Source organism: Pelomonas caseinilytica (assembly GCF_021353235.1).
Lineage (GTDB): Bacteria > Pseudomonadota > Gammaproteobacteria > Burkholderiales > Burkholderiaceae_C > Pelomonas > Pelomonas caseinilytica.
The window spans coordinates 115,123-130,859 of the sequence record NZ_JAJTWT010000009.1 but is presented as its reverse complement, the minus strand read 5'-3'; the positions used below and the strand labels follow the sequence as shown (position 1 = coordinate 130,859).

Genomic DNA, 15,737 nt, shown 5'->3' with positions numbered 1-15,737 from the left:
AAACGCCAGGCCCGACCCGGGTCGGGCCGCTGCATGGCCCGCCGCCCGCGAGCGGCATTCACCGGAGCACTTCATGCCCCAGTTCACCTCTCCGCGTCCCCTGAAGCTCAACGTGCGCAAGCCGCGCAACCCGTTCGTCGCGCCAGCCCTGAAACGCCAGGCCGGCCGGCACCAGAGCCCCCAGGACGCCCACGCCCAGCGCCAGCAGGCCCGCCTGGAACTGCGACGCCAGCTGCGAGACCGCTTCCCCGACGACAGCCCCTGACACGCCCGCGCCGCCCGCCCTCCTCCGATCCATCTCATGAGGGCCGGCCGGCAGCCAAGGAGACCTTCATGAGATTGATCGAACTGCGCGGCCCCGACGCCGCCGAGACCCACGACGCCTGGGCCCGCCGCTGGGTCCGCATCAAGCGCGCCGCGCGCGCCATCCGGCTGGTGTTCTCGCCGGCCTACCGCCGGCGCCGCCGCGCCCGCGCCCAGCTGGAGTTCTATGCCGAGGCCGGCGCACCGGAAGGGGCGCTGTACGCCGACGGACAGCTGATCGCCGAACTGGACGGCGTGCGCCGGCTGTGAACTGAGCCTCAAAAGCGGGGCAAAAGGGGGCCGCATGGATGGACCACGCGGCCCCCGGCAGGCCTAGCATCGGGACACCATGTCCGAGCGCCTGCGCCTGACCGCCCCCCTGCCCAGCCTCGACGCCTGGGTCGAGGCCTTTGCGCGGGCCGAGATCCCGGTGCTGGCCGAGACGGCCGAGGCGATCGAATACATGCGGGCGATGGAAGACGACGTCGACGCGCACGGCCTCGCCCAGCTCATCGAGAGCGATCCGCTGATGACGCTGAAGGTGCTGGCCCGCGCCAACGAGCTCAAGCGCGGCCGCAGCGCCGGGCTGATGGCCGACCCCGAGACGGTGACGGCGGCCCTGGTGCTGATGGGCATCACGCCTTTCTTCCGCGACTTCGGGCGGCAGGCGACGCTGGAAGAAGCGCTCGCCGACCACGAGGAAGCCCTGCTCGGCCTGTCGCGCGTCATGCAGCGCGCAGAACGGTCTTCACGTTATGCGCTGGGCTTCGCCGCACACCGCGCCGACCCCGACGCCGCCATCATCCACAGCGCGGCCCTGCTGCACGACTTCGCCGAGATGCTGCTGTGGGTGCATGCGCCGGATCTGGCGCTGAAGATCGCCGAGCTTCAGGAGCAGGACCGCCACCTGCGCAGCGCCATCGCCCAGCGCCAGATGCTGGGCATCGAGCTGGCCGACCTGGAACAGGCGCTGATGAAGCGCTGGCACCTGCCCGACCTGCTGACCCGCATCACCAACGACAAGCATGCGCGCGATCCGCAGGTCCGCTGCGTGCACCTGGCCGTGCGGCTGGCGCGCCACACGGCGCGGGGCTGGGACGACGCCGCCGTGCCGGACGACCTGCACGACATCGCCGAGCTGCTCAACCTCAGCCCCGAGCACACGCTGCGGCTGCTTCACGACTTCGACTGACGGCGCCGCCAGGCGACCAGGCCCGCCAGCCCGAGCAGGCTCAAGGCGGCCGTGCCCGGCTCGGGCACCGGGGTGGCGGTGAAGTTGGCGTTGTCGGGCGCGAAGTCGGAGATGGCGGCGAAGCCCGCGAAAGCGCCGTCGCGTGGCCAGAGGTTCCACGTGTAGTCAAGCTTGTTCGCGAAGCCGGTGCTCGGCAGCAGGCTGCCGCTGACGTGGGCCGTGATGGTCTTGCCGCTGATGCTGACGGAGCCGGCGGCGAGGCTGCCCGCTCCCGCCACGGTGCCCGTGCCGTCGGGCCGCACGATGACGACGCGGTCGAAGCGCACGCCGGTGATGCCGTTGGCCTGGAAGCCCGCCGTGCCGGCGCCGCGGTTGACGCCCCAGACGTAGAAGCCCGTGGCGGTGCTGCCGATGTCGCCGTCCATGGTCGCCGTGAGGGTGAACATGTCGGTGCCGGCGTTGTAGAAGACGCTGGCGCTGAGCACGTCGAGGTCGGTGCTGGCGGCGCTGCCTGCGAAGGTGGCGAGGAAGTCGCCCTGGGTGTCGGTGATGCCGCTCAGCGCATGGCTGGCCAGGGGCAGCGCGAGCAGCGCGGCGGCGGTCATGAAGGTGGGAAGACGCATGCTGGGACTCCTGCAGGGGGTGGCTGATGAAGGGATGCCGGCCGCGAGGCCGCCATGCATGGACGGGCGGCGGTGCGGGCTATTCCCGATCCCCCTAGAAGCTCGGTCCAGGTGACCGGATGGCCGCCCCGTCCATCAGGCCGCGCAGCCGCTCGCGCCCGCGCGACAGTCTCGACATGACCGTCCCGATGGGCACGCCGAGCGCCTGGGCGACCTCGGCGTAGGCCATGCCGTCCAGGGCGGTCAGCAGCAGCACGTCGCGCTGCTCGGCCGGCAGCGCCGCCAGCGCGGCATCGAGGTCCCGCAGGGCCAGGCGCAGCGGCTGGGCCGGCGCGACGGGCACTTCGGCCGGCAGCTCGTCGAGATCCACGGTGTCCAGCCGCCCGCGGCGCAGCGCGTCGACGTGCAGGTTGTGCATGATGCTGAAGAGCCATCCGCGCATGTCGCCCACGCCTTGCCACAGGCCGGCCCGCGTCCAGGCGCGCTCCAGCGTGTCCTGCACGAGGTCGTCGGCGTCCTCCCGGTTGCGGCGCAGCACGCGGGCATAACGGCGCAGCCGCGGCAACGACGCCAGGAGTTCGGCGGGGTCGGGGGCGGTGGGCGGTCGGGCGGCGGCCATGGCCCGTGGGTTCCGGCGGACCGGCCGCCGGTTCAAGCCGGCCGAGCGCTCAGACCGGCACGGCCGTCGTGTTCTTCAGCCGCTCCAGCACGAAGCTGGTCTTGCAGTCCTGCACGCTGGGGTGCATCAGCAGCGTGTCGCCGATGAAGCGTGCGTAGTGCTGCATGTCCTGCACGAGCACTCGCAGCAGGTAGTCCATCTCGCCGGTCAGGGCCGCGCACTCGACGACCTCCGGCCAGGTCTGCACCGCGGCGCGGAACAGGTCGCGTGGGTTGCGCAGGGGGTTGTCGGTCTGCTTCTCCAGCCTGACGTTGATGTAGGCCGTCAGGCCCAGGCCGACGCGCTCGGGCGGCACCAGGGCGACATAGGACGCGATGACGCCGGCCTCCTCCAGCCGCCGCACGCGCCGCAGCACGGCCGAGGAGGACAGCCCGGCCTCGGCCGCCAGGGCGTCATAGGTCACGCGGCCGTCCTGCTGCAGGGCACGCAGGATGCGTCGGTCGATGGCGTCGAGCTCCAGGGCGGCTTCCATGCCCGGGATTGTGCAGGTTTCCTGCGCCAGGCACGCCACCAGCGCCGAAGAATGCATGAAACCTGCGCGAACCGCGCCGCAGAATTTCTGGTTTACCGAATCTTCCGCAGGAGACAGCCATGGCGAAATTCACCCCCTGGGACAACCCCATGGGCACGGACGGCTTCGAGTTCATCGAATTCGCGGCGCCGGACCCGGCGGCCCTCGGCGCCCTGTTCCAGACCATGGGCTTCAGCGCCGTGGCTCGCCACCGTCACAAGAACGTGACGCTCTACCGCCAGGGCGGCGTCAACTTCATCATCAACGCCGAGAGCGACTCCTTCGCCCAGCGCTTCGCCCGCCTGCATGGCCCGTCGATCTGCGCCATCGCCTTTCGCGTGCAGGACGCCGGCCTGGCCTACCAGCGCGCCCTGGAGCTTGGCGCCTGGGGCTTCGACAACAAGGCCGGCCCGATGGAGCTGAACATCCCGGCCATCAAGGGCATCGGCGACTCCCTCATCTACTTCGTCGACCGCTGGCAGGGCAAGGGCGGCGCCAAGCCCGGCGCCATCGGCAACATCAGCATCTACGACGTCGACTTCGTGCCCCTGCTGGACGCCGCCGGCCAGCCCGTGGACCCCAACCCGGTCGGCCATGGCCTGACCGAGATCGACCATCTCACGCACAACGTCTTCCGCGGGCGCATGAAGGAGTGGTCGGAGTTCTACGAGCGCTTCTTCAATTTCCGCGAGGTGCGCTACTTCGACATCGAGGGCAAGCTCACGGGCCTGAAGAGCAAGGCCATGACCAGCCCCTGCGGCAAGATCCGCATCCCCATCAACGAGAGCTCGGACGACAAGAGCCAGATCGCCGAGTACCTGGACCTCTACCACGGCGAGGGCATCCAGCACGTGGCCCTCGGTACGGGCGACATCTACAAGACGGTCGAAAGCATGAAGGCCGGCGGCGTGGCCTTCCAGGACACCATCGACACCTATTTCGACCTCATCGACAAGCGCCTGCCCCACCACGGCGAGAAGGTGGACGAGCTGCGCCGCCTGCGCATCCTCATCGACGGCGCCACCCACCTGGGCGCCGACAACGAGCTGCTGCTGCAGATCTTCACCAAGGAAGTCATCGGCCCGATCTTCTTCGAGCTCATCCAGCGCAAGGGCAACGAGGGCTTCGGCGAGGGCAACTTCAAGGCCCTGTTCGAGAGCATCGAGCTCGATCAGATCCGCCGCGGCGTACTCAAGGAGGAGCCCGCCAAGGCGGTCTGAAGGCAGTCCCAGGCCTCGTTGGAATGGACGAGGCCCATGTGGCCCACGCCGTCCAGCCGGTGCGCCCGCGCGCCGGCCGGGATGGCCGTCTCGGCCGGGTTGACGACCTGGTCGCAGGGCGTCCAGAAGGCGTCGACGTCGGGCAGGCCGGGCAGCTCGGCCAGCCAGCGGCTGCCCCGGCGCATCTGCGCGGCATTGGCCCCGAGGCCGAGGGCCGCCATGCGCGTGCCCTGGTGGGGCGAGCCCAGCGTGATGACGCGCGGCGCCTGGGCATGGCCGGTGCCGAAGCGCCGCCACCAGGCCCGCAGCGCCAGCCCGCCCATGCTGTGGGCGCACAGCACCGGCATGCGGCCGGTCAGGGCCTGCAGCCGCCGCACGCCCGCCTCGATCTCCTCGGCATAGTCGTCGATGGAGCCGAAGGCCGGCTCCAGCGAAGGGGCGACGAAGGCGACGCCCAGCTCGCGCAGCCGTTCCATCCAGCCGTTCCAGCGCCCGCGGTTGCAGGCGAAGCCATGCACCAGCAGCACGCCCTGCGTGGCCCCGGCGGGCAGGTGGTCGGGCTCGGCCCATTCGCGCCAGGGCTGCCGCCACGAAAAGGCCAGCTCGCTGGCCGCCACCTCGTGCACCCAGGCACGCAAGAGCTGGCCCCAGGCCGGCGCCGGCCGGTTGACCCAGCGCAACTGCACGAAGCCGGCGGCCAGCACGGCGGCATGCAGCCCGAGCGTGAGCAGGCCCCAGGCCCAGCCGAAGCGCCAGCCCACACCCGCCGCCACGGCCAGCCGCAGCAGCACCCAGATCCTTTGCAGTCGTCCGTTCATCTCCCCAGTGTAGGAAGGCAGAATTCCAGGGCCTCATGGACCACCTCAGTGCCGAATCCCTGCTGAAAGAGTTGCGCGCCGTCGACGCCGAACGCGCCCGCCGCGCGGCCGACCCGGCGCTCGAGGCCCGCGTCCAGGCCCTCAAGGCCTATCAGCAGCGCCGCTTCGCCCACACCTATGCCGACCTGCTCGACAACCCACGCTACGAGGCCGCCACGCGCTTCTTCCTGCACGAGCTCTACGGCCCCGACGACTACCGCCAGCGCGACGCCCAGTTCGCCCGCGTCATCCCGACGCTGACCCGGCTCTTCCCGGAGGAGGTGGTGGACACCGTGGCGCGCCTGGCGCGGCTGCACGCGTTGTCGGAGCGGCTGGACACGCGCATGGCCGAGCTGCTGAGCGCCCCCGACATCACGGCCCGCGACTACGCCGCCGCCTGGCGGACCTGCGGCGAGCCGGCCTCGCGCCAGCAGCAGATCGAGCTCACCATGGCCGTCGGCCAGTCGCTTGACCATCTCACGCGCAAGCCGCTGCTGCGCCAGACCCTCAAGCTGATGCGCGGGCCTGCTCAGGTGGCCGGTTTGGGCGCGCTGCAGAACTTCCTGGAAAGCGGCTTCGACACCTTCCGCGCCATGCGCGGCGCGGGCGAGTTCCTGTCCACTGTGCGACAGCGCGAAGACACGCTCGCACGCGCACTGTTTCAGTCGGACACCGCGGCCCTAGGGCAACTCCCCTAGCTTGAAGTTCGGCGCGGTTACACCATCGACGGCTTCACGCCAAGCACGCCAGAAGGGCCCGCCGAATGACCGCCGTCCTTGCCGAAGAAGCTGCCGTCGCCCCCGCGACATCCCGCGCCAGGCCGTGGCTGGCGAGCTATCCGGCGGGCGTGCCGGCCGAGATCGACACCGCCGCCTACGGCTCGCTGGTGGACCTGCTGGAAGAGGCCTTCCGCAAGCATGCACGGCGCGACGCCGCCATCTGCATGGGCCAGCGCATGAGCTTCGCCGAGCTGGACGGCCTGTCCGCCCAGCTCGGGGCCTGGCTGCAGGCCCAGGGCCTCAAGACCGGCGACCGCGTCGCCATCATGATGCCCAACCTGCTGCAGTACGGCGTGGCCATCGCGGCCATTCTGCGGGCGGGCTTCGTGGTGGTGAACGTCAACCCGCTGTACACGCCGCGCGAGCTGGAGCACCAGCTCAAGGACTCCGGCGCACGCGCCATCATCGTGCTCGAGAACTTCGCCCACACGCTGGCCGAGGCCATCGAGGCGACCGACGTGCACCACGTCGTGCTCGCCTCCATGGGCGACCTGCTCGGCTGGTGGAAGGGCCCGCTCGTCAACTTCGCGGTGCGCCACCTCAAGAAGATGGTGCCGGAGTTCAAGCTGCGGCTGATGTCCAAGTCGGGCGAGGGCCGCACCGTGGTGCGCTTCGGCGAGGCCCTGCGCCACGGCGAACGCCTGCCGCTGAAAAAGCCGGCCCTGGGCCCGGACGACGTCGCCTTCCTGCAGTACACCGGCGGCACCACCGGCGTGTCCAAGGGCGCCACGCTGCTGCATCGCAACGTCGTCGCCAACATCCTGCAGGTCGAGGCCTGGTTCCAGCCCATGCTGGCCAAGCTGCCCGACCAGAACATGCAGTTCACCAACGTCTGCGCGCTGCCCCTGTATCACATCTTCGCGCTGACGGCCTGCTTCATGCTCGGCGCCCGCATGGGCCACCTCAACATCCTGGTGCCCAACCCGCGCGACATCCCCGGCTTCGTCGAGACCCTGCGCGGTCACAAGATCCACATCTTCCCGGCCGTCAACACCCTGTTCAACGCCCTGGCCAACGAGCCGGGCTTCGCGCGGCTGGACTTCTCCGAGCTCGTCATCTCCAACGGCGGCGGCATGGCCGTGCAGCAGGCCACGGCCGAGAAATGGCTCAAGGTCACCGGCTGCCCGGTGGTGGAGGGTTATGGCCTGTCCGAGACCTCGCCGGCCGCCACCATCAACCCGCTGGACCTGCGCGCCTTCAACGGCAGCATCGGCCTGCCCATTTCGTCCACCGAGATCAGCATCCGCGACGACGAAGGCCACGACCTGCCGCTGGGCCAGCGCGGCGAGATCTGCATCCGCGGCCCGCAGGTCATGGCCGGCTACTGGAAGCGGCCCGACGAGACCGCCAACGTCATGTGGCCGGACGGCTTCTTCAAGAGCGGCGACATCGGCATCATGGACGAGCGCGGCTACGTGCGCATCGTCGACCGCAAGAAGGACATGATCCTGGTCAGCGGCTTCAACGTCTACCCGACCGAGATCGAGCAGGTCGTCAACATGCACCCGGGCGTGCTGGAATGCGCCGCCGTCGGCGTGCCCGACGCCCGCTCCGGCGAGGCCGTCAAGCTCTTCGTCGTCAAGAGCGACCCCGCCCTGGCCGAGGAAGACCTCAGCGGCTACTGCCACCAGCAGCTGACCGCCTACAAGTGCCCCAAGTTCATCGAGTTCCGCGACGAACTGCCCAAGAGCAACGTCGGCAAGATCCTGCGCCGCGAACTCCGCCCTCCCACCGCCTGATGCGCCGAGGCTCAACGCCCGACGCCCGGTCCCGCTTTCCCAGGCGGCCGCAGGCCCGCCGCCCTTCCAGCGACTCCCGCTGATCCGGCTTTGCCGGGCAGCCGGGAGTGCCCCCTTGAGGGGGAGGGGCGTCAGCCCCTCGGGGGTGGGTGATCAGAACGGATTGTTGCGGGCGCGCGTGAGCGCCAGCACGCCGATGCGCTGCTGGGCGTTGGGCGCCAGCACCGTATCGCCCGCCCACAGCCAGGTCGTGGCGCTGGCGTCGGCCTGCAGCGTGTCAGTGGTGCAGTCCTGGATGGCGATGTCGGTCCGGCAGGCGGCCTGCGTCACGTTGCTGTAGCCGAAGGCGCCCGGGAAGCGCGCGATCTGCTGGATGGTCTCGTCCACCAGCACCAGGCCGATGAGGCGGCCGTCGTTCAGCAGGTTCAGCCGCATGGAGGTGTTGAAGGCCGAGCTGAGGTCGTCCAGGAAGACGGCGCGGTCGATGTCGGTTTGCTGCTGCTTCTCGTTCTGGCCGAAGGGCGTCAGGCCCACGTCGAAGATGGTGCCGACCAGCACGCGGCCGTTGGCGTTGGCGATGCGGTTGGCCTGCTCGGCCAGCAGCTTGCCGCGCGCCTTGGCCTCGTTGATCAGCGCATCGCGGCTCTGCGCCGGGAACTGGCGGTAGAGCTCGAGGATGTCGTTGACGCCCACCATGAGGGCCACCAGGTCCTTGGGGCCGAAGCCGTCGTTGGACAGATGCTGGTCGATCTGGTCGCGCACGTCGGCGACCTTGGCGCCGGAGAAGGCGTACATCACGCCTTGCGGCAGGGCGACGAAGTCGGTGTTGCACTGCGGATAGACCATGCCGAAGCCGCTGGCCAGCACCTGGCTCCAGACCGGGTTGAGCTTGCAGTCGATCAGCTTGGTGTCGGAGTTCAGGCCGTTGATCGTGTACTTCTTGCCGCTTTGCAGGATGGTGCCACTCTCGTCGCCGAAGGCGATGACGCGTGTCGGCACGAAGGGGTCGATCTGCGAGGTGCCGCCACCGCCGCAGCCGGCGATCAGCGCCGCCGCTGCCACCGCGGCCAGGGCCAAGCCGCGCTTCACTTTCTGGGAGACAACTCGATGCATGACGATCAACTCAGGGCAGCAAAAAAACTTCAATCGGTGAAGGCGGCGGCGGCCCGGCTGAGCCGGTCGCGCACGCCATCCCAGGCCGGGTCCCGCGGGGGCGCCTCGACCCAGATCTCCCGGGCGCCCTCGGCGTCCAGGGCCCGCAGCACCGCGAACAACTCGTGGGCCGCCGCAGCCGGGTCGTCCGGTTGCGCCTGCCAGCGCCAGGCTGGCAGTTGGGCGCGTGAATATACCGCCACCCCTTCCAGGCTCCCGCTGGCCTGGGCTGTGGCAAAACGTAAAGCCAGGCTGGCCGGCTCGAGCAGCCGCAGCCGGGCGCTCGGGGCGTAGTGGGCGGCCAGCGTGCCCGAAGCCTTGGGGGCCGCGGCATCGGCCTCGGCCAGCGGTCCGCCGAGGGCGGCCTCGATGCGGCCACGGCTGATCAGGCCCGGGCGCAGCAGGGCGGGCCGCGCCCGGCTGCAGTCGACGATGCTGGACTCGATGCCCACCTCGCAGGCGCCCCCGTCCAGCACCATCAGTTCCGGCCCGAACTCCTCCACCACGTGGCGAGCCAGGGTCGGGCTGACGCGGCCGAAACGGTTGGCGCTGGGCGCGGCCACGCCGCTGACGCCGAGTTCGCGCGCAGCCGCCAGCACGGCGCGGGCCACCGGATGGGCCGGCGAGCGCAGGGCCACCGTGGGCTGGCCGCCGGCCGCCGCCTCGGCCATGCCGGGCCTGCGCGGCACGATGACGGTCAGCGGCCCCGGCCAGAAGGCCTCCATCAGCCGGCGGGCGGAATCGGGCAGGTGGTCGGCGAAGGGCTCGGCGCCGGCGGCGTCCAGCACGTGGACGATGAGGGGATGGTCGCTCGGCCGGCCCTTGGCCGCGAAGATGGCCGCGACCGCCGCGTCCTGGTCGGCCCGTGCGGCCAGGCCGTAGACGGTCTCGGTCGGCAGGCCGAGCAGGCCGCCGTCGGCCAGGCGGCGCGCGGCGGCCCGGATGGCCTCGGGGTCGTTGCCGGGCAGCAGGAGCATCAGAAGTCCGTCGGCAGGCCGAGCAGCCGGGCGGCGTCGAGGGCCACCGCATGCGCCGCCTCCGGCGTGGCGGCCGTGATGTTCAGGTGGCCCATCTTGCGGCCGTGCCGCGCCTCGGCCTTGCCGTAGAGATGGAGGTGGGTGCCCGGCAGGGCGAGCACGCGGTCCCAGGCCGGGGGCGTGGGGCCGCCCTCGTCGGTGAACCACAGGTCGCCGAGCAGGTTGAGCATCACGGCGGCCGAATGCTGGCGGGGCTGGGGCAGCGGCAGGCCGGCCAGCGCCCTCACCTGCAGCTCGAACTGCGACACGTCGCTGCCGTTCATCGTCCAGTGGCCCGAGTTGTGCGGGCGCGGCGCCATCTCGTTGACCACCAACCGGCCATCGTCCAGCCAGAAGAACTCGACGCACAGCACGCCGACATAGCCGAGCGCCTCGGCCACCTGGCGGGCCGCGGCGATGGCGAGCTTCTCGACCTCGGGCGGCACGTCGGGCGCCGGCACTTCGGTGACGGCCAGGATGCCGCCGCGGTGCAGGTTCTGCTGCACGGGGAAATGGACGGTGCGGCCATCGGCGCCGCGGGCGACGATGACGCTCAGCTCCGCCTTGAGCGGCAGCAGTTGCTCCAGCACGCAGGCCACGCGCTTGAGGCCCTCCCAGGCGACGGCCAGCTCGGCGGCCGTGGCCACGCGCACCTGGCCCTTGCCGTCGTAGCCCAGGCGCGAAGTCTTGAGGATGCCCGGCAGCAGCGACGGATCGACGGCCGCCAGCTCGATCTCGTTGGTGATGACCGCGTGCGGCGCGCAGGGCACGCCGGCCGCCTCGAAATGCGCCTTCTCGACGGCGCGGTCCTGGCAGACGGCCACGGCCGCGGCGGCGGGCGCGACGACACGCATGTTGGCCAGCGTCTCCAGCGCCACGGCGGGCACGTTCTCGAACTCGGTCGTGATGGCGTCGCAGTCGCGCGCCAGTTGCGCCAGGCCGACGGGGTCGAGGTAGTCGGCCTGCACGTGCTTCTCGGCCACCGCGCCAGCGGGGCTGACGGCGTCGGGATCGAGCACGACGCAGCGATAACCGAGAGCCTGGGCGGCATGGACGAACATGCGGCCGAGCTGGCCGCCGCCGAGGACGCCGAGGGTGGCCGTGCCGGGGAGCAGCGCGGCCATCAGCGCAGCTCCGCGCTCATGGCCCGGGCCGCCTCGGTCTGGCGGGCGCGGAAGGCCTCCAGCCGCTCGCGCAGGGCGGCGTCGCCCGTGGCCAGCATGGCCACCGCGAACAGCGCCGCGTTGGCCGCGCCGGCCGTGCCGATGGCGAAGGTGGCGACCGGGATGCCCTTGGGCATCTGCACGATGCTGTGCAGGGAGTCCACGCCCTGCAGGTGGCGGCTGGCCACCGGCACGCCGAGGACCGGCACGGTGGTCTTGGCCGCCAGCATGCCCGGCAGGTGGGCGGCGCCGCCGGCGCCGGCGATGATGGCCTTGAGCCCCCGCGCCGAGGCGGCCTCGGCGTAGGCGAACATCTCGTCAGGCATGCGGTGGGCCGACACGACCCGCGCCTCGAAGGGCAGTCCGAACTCGGTCAGAATCTCGGCCGCCTGCTTCATCGTTTCCCAGTCGCTGCTGGAGCCCATGACGACGCCGACGAGGACATCCGGGTTCTTGGGGGCTGACGTGGACAAAGCGCGCTCCGAGGCTCAGAAAAGCCTTGAATTGTAGGAGCCGAGGCTCCACCTGATTCCCAGACACCTTTGCCGCCATGATCGACATCACCCTGCAGAACTTTGAAGCCGAACTGATCAACGCCTCGATGCGCCAGCCCGTGCTGCTGGACATCTGGGCGCCCTGGTGCGGCCCCTGCCGCACCCTCGGCCCGCTGCTGGAGAAGCTGGAGACGGCCTACGCCGGGCGCTTCGCCCTGGCCAAGCTCAACAGCGACGAAGTGCCCGAGATCGCCAGCCAGCTCAGCCAGATGTTCGGCGTGCGCTCCATCCCCTTCTGCGTGATGTTCGTCGACGGCCAGCCCGTGGACGGCTTCGTCGGCGCCCTGCCCGAGGCCCAGATCCGCGAGTTCCTCGACAAGCACGTGCCTGCGGGCGAGGAGCTGGAGGCCGAGGCCGACGTCGAGGCCGCCGAGGGCCTGATGGCGGAAGGCGACGTCGATGCCGCCCTCGCCAAACTGGCCCATGCCGTGGACACCGCCCCCGGCGACGACAACGCCCGCTACGAATACGTCAAGGCCCTGCTCGAACTCGGCCGCCTCGACGAGGCCCGCGCCGCCTTCGCCCCCGTGGCCGCGCAGGCCGCCGACACCATCACGCCGCATGCGCGCTTCGCGGCCCTGGCCGTCTGGCTGACCGCCGTCGAGGACGCCGCTGGCGCCGACCCCGCGGCGCTGCAGGCCGCCATCGCGGCCAACAGGCGCGACTTCGACGCCCGCTTCACCCTCGCCCAGCACCATCTCGCCCACCAGCGCTTCACCGAAGCCATGGACGAGCTGCTGGAGATCATCATGCGCGACAAGGCCTGGAACGGCGAGGTCGCGCGCAAGGCCTACGTGGCCATCCTGGAGCTGCTCACCAAGCCGGCGCCCAAGGCCGCCGCCGAGGCCAGGAGCGGCACGCTGGAGCTGGCCGGCAAGGCCGCCGCCGTGCAGAGCGACCCGCTGATCGACCAGTACCGCCGCAAGCTGTCGATGGCGCTGTTCTGAGCTGATCTCAGCGCATCAGGGCACGCCGCCCTGGCGGCTGTTGCGGATGTCGCGCAGCCGCACGCACTCGGGGTGGTTCTGGAACTCCGGCTTCTCGCACTGGCGGTCCACGCACCAGGCCAGGGCCAGCAGCACGCGCCGGCCGCAGGCCTCCGTGGGGCTGCGGGGTTCGGCCGCGGAGGCCGCCGAAGCTGGCGCCGCCGACTTGGTGGCCAGCACGCCCGGCGCCGACGCCGCGGGTTCGGGCGCGGCGAAGACCGGGCTCTTGGGCACGGGCCGGTAGTCGCCCGCCTTTTCGGTGAGCACGGGCTTGGCGGCCTCGCGCCGCGGCGCGGAGGCCGCCCGGCCGGCCGCGGCCAAGGCGGAAGCGGGCTTCGCGGGTGAGGCCACCACGGCGGGCTGGGGCGCCGGCTGGGAGGCCGGTGCGCTGGCCTGGGCCACGGGGGTGGGGGCCGGCAGGGCCGGGGACGATGCGGGCTCGGGCGGGGCCGCCGTCACCACCGGGGCCGAGGCCGCGGCCGGTTCAGCCGCCGCCTCCTGCGCCGCCCGCCGCGGCAGTTGCAGCACGAAGAGCACCAGCAGCACGACGACACCCAGGGCGCCGCCGATGATCCATACCGGGTTCAACCCGTTGCGCACCGGGGCGGCGGTCGGCCGGGCGGCCTTGCCGGGCTGGGCAGGCGCTTGCGCCGGCGGACGCGGCCGGGTGGGGGGCGGCACCGGCGCCGCGGGGCGCGACGCGGGCACGACGATGGTGGCGGCGGGGTCGTCCTCGCCGTCCGGCGGCGGTGCCTGCACGGTGTCGGCGAACTCCAGGTCCAGCGGCTCCGCCGCGGCGGGCGCCGCCGGCGGCGGCGCGGTGCGGGGAGGCGCGGGCTGGGCCGGCGGCACCGGCGCCCGGCCTTCGATGACCTCGCGCCAGGCGGCGGCGGTCTGCGGGCGCTGGTGCGGCGGCACGCGCAGCGCCCAGTCCAGCGCCGCGAGGAAGTGCGGGGAATAGCCCTCGACCGCCAGCGGGAGCAGCTCGTCGCCCATGGCGCGCGCCGTGCAGGGCGGCGGCGGCCGGCCGGTCAGCAGCTCGTGCATGGCCGCGGCCAGGGCATAGAAGTCGGTCCAGGGGCCCTGCTTCAGGCTGGTGGCCTCGGCGTACTGCTCGATGGGCGCGAAGCTGGGCTTGAGGATGGCCGTGAAGACCTGGGTGCGGTCGCCGATGGCCTGGCGCGCCGCGCCGAAGTCCAGCAGGATGGGCGGGCTGCCGTCGGCCGGCAGGAAGATGTTGTCCGGCGCCACGTCGCGGTGCCAGACGTGCTGGGCGTGCAGCGTCTCCAGGCCGCCGAGCACGGCGTCGAAGATGCGCCGCGTCCAGGCCTCGGGGGGCGGCGTGGGGCGGGCCTTGCGGGCCTCGCGCAGGTTCTGGCCCACCAGCCGGGGCATGGCCATGTAGGCCGTGCCGTTGGCCTCCCAGAAGCGGTAGACCTTGAGCAGCGAGGGGTGGTCGAAGCGGGCCAGCAGCTTGGCCTCGTTGACGAAGCTGCGGCGGCCGAGCTCGAAGGTCTCGCGCATGGAGATGGAGCGCACCGAGACCTGCGAACGCCCGTCGCGCTGGGCGAACTGGCTGGGCATGTACTCCTTGATCGCCACCTCGCGCTCCAACGAATGGTCGCGCGCCAGGTAGACGATGCCGAAGCCGCCCACGCCGAGGGTGCCGAGGATCTCCAGCTCCCCGAACCGGGTGCCGGCGGGAAGGGCATTGATGCTGTCGTCGTCGCGGGCGTCGGCGGTCATAGGCCGGCGAGGGTAACGCAGCGCCCCCGGCCGGTCGTCCTCGCAAAAGCCCTTAAGCCGCCTGAAACGCCGTTAGCGTGGCGGAGTGCCCAGACCGGCCGCCTGCAGCCGCCCGGCCCAGTCCCGGCGCTGGGCGGCATAGCCGGCCCAGGCGGTGGCGGCGGCCTCGGCCTGGCGCGCGGCCAGGGCGCTTTCGCCCAGGCAGGCATAGACCTCGGCCAGGCGGGCGTGCAGGGCTGCGCAGTCCTCGATGTCGCAGCCGGGCTGGTCCTCGGCCAGCACCTCGACGGCGGCCTGGTCGGCCAGGGCGCGGGCGCGCAAGGCCTCGCCGGTGCGCGCCCAGCACCAGGCGAGGTCGGCCAGCAGGCTGCCGCCGACGCGCGTCAGGCCGGCGGACACGGCCTCGGGCAGATGCGCCTCCAGCAGGGCCGCGGCTTCGGCGAAGTCGCCCTGGGTGGTGAGCAGCTGTGCCCGCAGCAGCGGGGTCAGGTCGCGCCGCACCGAGCCACCGACGGCGGCGTCGTAGTGGCCGATGGAGTCCACGCCCAGCAGCACGGCCGGCGCCTCACCCGGCTGGCCCATCAGCGCCGCATGGCGGATGCGCAGGGCGCGCATCTGCATCTGGTTGTAGAGCAGGGCCGCGGCGGCGGCATCATCGCCGTCGGCGCTGGCGGCGCGGCGGCCCCAGGCGTACCAGGCGGAGGCGGCGGCTTCGTCCTGGGCGCGGTCCCAGGCCATGCCCAGGGCCGAGGCGACGCGGCAGGCGGCGGCATCGTCGGCCGGCCCGGCCAGCACGGCCTGCGCATGGGTGACGAGGGCGTCCAGGTCGCGCTCGACGAAGGCCATCTGCGCGAGCCAGGCATCGCACAGCGACTTCAGCGACGCCAGGCCGGCCGCGCCGGCCATCACGTGGGCGCGGCGAACCCGCTCGCGGGCACCGCCGCCGAAGGCACTGAAATAAGCCGTCAGCCCCTCGGCCAGGTGCAGCCAGGCCGCCAGCTCGATGCGCGGATGCACGAGGGCGCGGGCCTGCAGGCGGTCGAGTTCCTGGCGGGCCTCGGCGCCGCGGCCGTGGCGCAGCCAGAGGATGGCGCGCTGCACCTGCAGCACCGCCTCGCGCGCCGGCATGGAGGCCACGGCGGCAATCTCGCCGTCCAGCCGCTGCGCCAGCCGGCTCCTCAGCTTGACCGGCCCGGCAGTCACACGTGCACCCTCAG

The 15,737-nt window shown here is 71.9% G+C and carries 17 protein-coding genes; 7 read left to right on the top strand and 10 right to left on the bottom strand.

The annotated features are described in order from the left end of the window. Nucleotides 1-73: 73 nt before the first annotated feature. From LXT12_RS19955 to LXT12_RS19945, 3 genes are all read left to right on the top strand, one after another. Complete coding sequence (locus LXT12_RS19955) at nt 74-265, top strand: hypothetical protein (protein WP_233394051.1); 192 nt, start codon at nt 74-76, stop codon at nt 263-265. 68 nt (nt 266-333) lie between these two features. Continuing rightward, nucleotides 334-573 carry a hypothetical protein gene (locus LXT12_RS19950; RefSeq protein ID WP_233394050.1) on the top strand — a complete coding sequence of 80 codons (240 nt, stop codon included), beginning with the start codon at nt 334-336 and terminating at the stop codon, nt 571-573. A gap of 79 nt (nt 574-652) precedes the next feature. Further along, complete coding sequence (locus LXT12_RS19945) at nt 653-1,495, top strand: HDOD domain-containing protein (RefSeq protein WP_233394049.1); 843 nt, start codon at nt 653-655, stop codon at nt 1,493-1,495. On the opposite strand, the gene LXT12_RS19940 is transcribed toward LXT12_RS19945, so the two are convergent. The 3 genes from LXT12_RS19940 to LXT12_RS19930 form a co-directional block, all read right to left on the bottom strand. Beyond that, the gene (locus LXT12_RS19940; protein WP_233394048.1) at nt 1,480-2,118 is read right to left on the bottom strand and encodes a PEP-CTERM sorting domain-containing protein; all 639 of its coding nucleotides are present in this window, start codon (nt 2,116-2,118) and stop codon (nt 1,480-1,482) included. The genes LXT12_RS19945 and LXT12_RS19940 overlap by 16 nt on opposite strands. A gap of 94 nt (nt 2,119-2,212) precedes the next feature. Beyond that, nucleotides 2,213-2,737, bottom strand: a complete 525-nt coding sequence (locus tag LXT12_RS19935; protein ID WP_233394047.1) for an RNA polymerase sigma factor — start codon at nt 2,735-2,737, stop codon at nt 2,213-2,215. Nucleotides 2,738-2,786: 49 nt separating this feature from the next. Further along, on the bottom strand, nt 2,787-3,269 hold the full coding sequence (locus LXT12_RS19930) for an Lrp/AsnC family transcriptional regulator (protein ID WP_233394046.1): 483 nt from the start codon (nt 3,267-3,269) through the stop codon (nt 2,787-2,789). A gap of 119 nt (nt 3,270-3,388) precedes the next feature. Between LXT12_RS19930 and hppD the strand changes: the two genes are divergently transcribed. Next, nucleotides 3,389-4,528 (top strand): 4-hydroxyphenylpyruvate dioxygenase, encoded by a 1,140-nt coding sequence (gene hppD / locus LXT12_RS19925; protein WP_233394045.1) that lies wholly within the window; start codon nt 3,389-3,391, stop codon nt 4,526-4,528. Here hppD and LXT12_RS19920 read toward each other — a convergent pair. Then, nucleotides 4,480-5,346, bottom strand: coding sequence for an esterase/lipase family protein (locus tag LXT12_RS19920; RefSeq protein ID WP_233394044.1), 867 nt, complete (start codon nt 5,344-5,346; stop codon nt 4,480-4,482). The two genes, hppD and LXT12_RS19920, sit on opposite strands and share 49 nt — an antisense overlap. Before the next feature lie 35 nt (nt 5,347-5,381). Between LXT12_RS19920 and LXT12_RS19915 the strand changes: the two genes are divergently transcribed. Together LXT12_RS19915 and LXT12_RS19910 are read left to right on the top strand one after the other, a co-directional pair. Further along, nucleotides 5,382-6,083, top strand: a complete 702-nt coding sequence (locus tag LXT12_RS19915; RefSeq protein WP_233394043.1) for a DUF8198 family protein — start codon at nt 5,382-5,384, stop codon at nt 6,081-6,083. 65 nt (nt 6,084-6,148) lie between these two features. After that, complete coding sequence (locus LXT12_RS19910) at nt 6,149-7,903, top strand: long-chain-fatty-acid--CoA ligase (RefSeq protein WP_233394042.1); 1,755 nt, start codon at nt 6,149-6,151, stop codon at nt 7,901-7,903. Nucleotides 7,904-8,056: 153 nt separating this feature from the next. Here the strand turns inward: LXT12_RS19910 and LXT12_RS19905 are convergent, their stop codons facing one another. The 4 genes from LXT12_RS19905 to purE are packed head-to-tail and all read right to left on the bottom strand — an operon-like array spanning nt 8,057 to nt 11,659. Further along, nucleotides 8,057-8,992: an SGNH/GDSL hydrolase family protein gene (locus LXT12_RS19905; RefSeq protein WP_233394041.1), complete on the bottom strand. Its 936-nt coding sequence runs from the start codon at nt 8,990-8,992 to the stop codon at nt 8,057-8,059. Between the two features lie 53 nt (nt 8,993-9,045). After that, on the bottom strand, nt 9,046-10,032 hold the full coding sequence (locus tag LXT12_RS19900) for an L-threonylcarbamoyladenylate synthase (protein ID WP_233394040.1): 987 nt from the start codon (nt 10,030-10,032) through the stop codon (nt 9,046-9,048). After that, entirely contained in the window at nt 10,032-11,195 is a 1,164-nt protein-coding gene (locus LXT12_RS19895; protein ID WP_233394039.1) for a 5-(carboxyamino)imidazole ribonucleotide synthase, read from the bottom strand. Before LXT12_RS19895 ends, LXT12_RS19900 begins: the two co-directional genes overlap by 1 nt. Then, nucleotides 11,195-11,659 (bottom strand): 5-(carboxyamino)imidazole ribonucleotide mutase, encoded by a 465-nt coding sequence (gene purE, locus LXT12_RS19890; RefSeq protein WP_233394160.1) that lies wholly within the window; start codon nt 11,657-11,659, stop codon nt 11,195-11,197. The genes LXT12_RS19895 and purE overlap by 1 nt, the downstream gene beginning before the upstream one ends. Nucleotides 11,660-11,784: 125 nt before the next feature. On the opposite strand from purE, the gene LXT12_RS19885 reads away from it, so the two are divergent. After that, the gene (locus LXT12_RS19885) at nt 11,785-12,735 is read left to right on the top strand and encodes a tetratricopeptide repeat protein (protein WP_233394038.1); all 951 of its coding nucleotides are present in this window, start codon (nt 11,785-11,787) and stop codon (nt 12,733-12,735) included. Between the two features lie 15 nt (nt 12,736-12,750). Here LXT12_RS19885 and LXT12_RS19880 read toward each other — a convergent pair whose 3' ends face one another. Continuing rightward, nucleotides 12,751-14,520, bottom strand: coding sequence for a serine/threonine protein kinase (locus LXT12_RS19880; RefSeq protein ID WP_233394037.1), 1,770 nt, complete (start codon nt 14,518-14,520; stop codon nt 12,751-12,753). A 72-nt stretch (nt 14,521-14,592) separates the two neighbouring features. After that, nucleotides 14,593-15,723 (bottom strand): hypothetical protein, encoded by a 1,131-nt coding sequence (locus LXT12_RS19875; RefSeq protein WP_233394036.1) that lies wholly within the window; start codon nt 15,721-15,723, stop codon nt 14,593-14,595. Nucleotides 15,724-15,737: the final 14 nt, after the last annotated feature.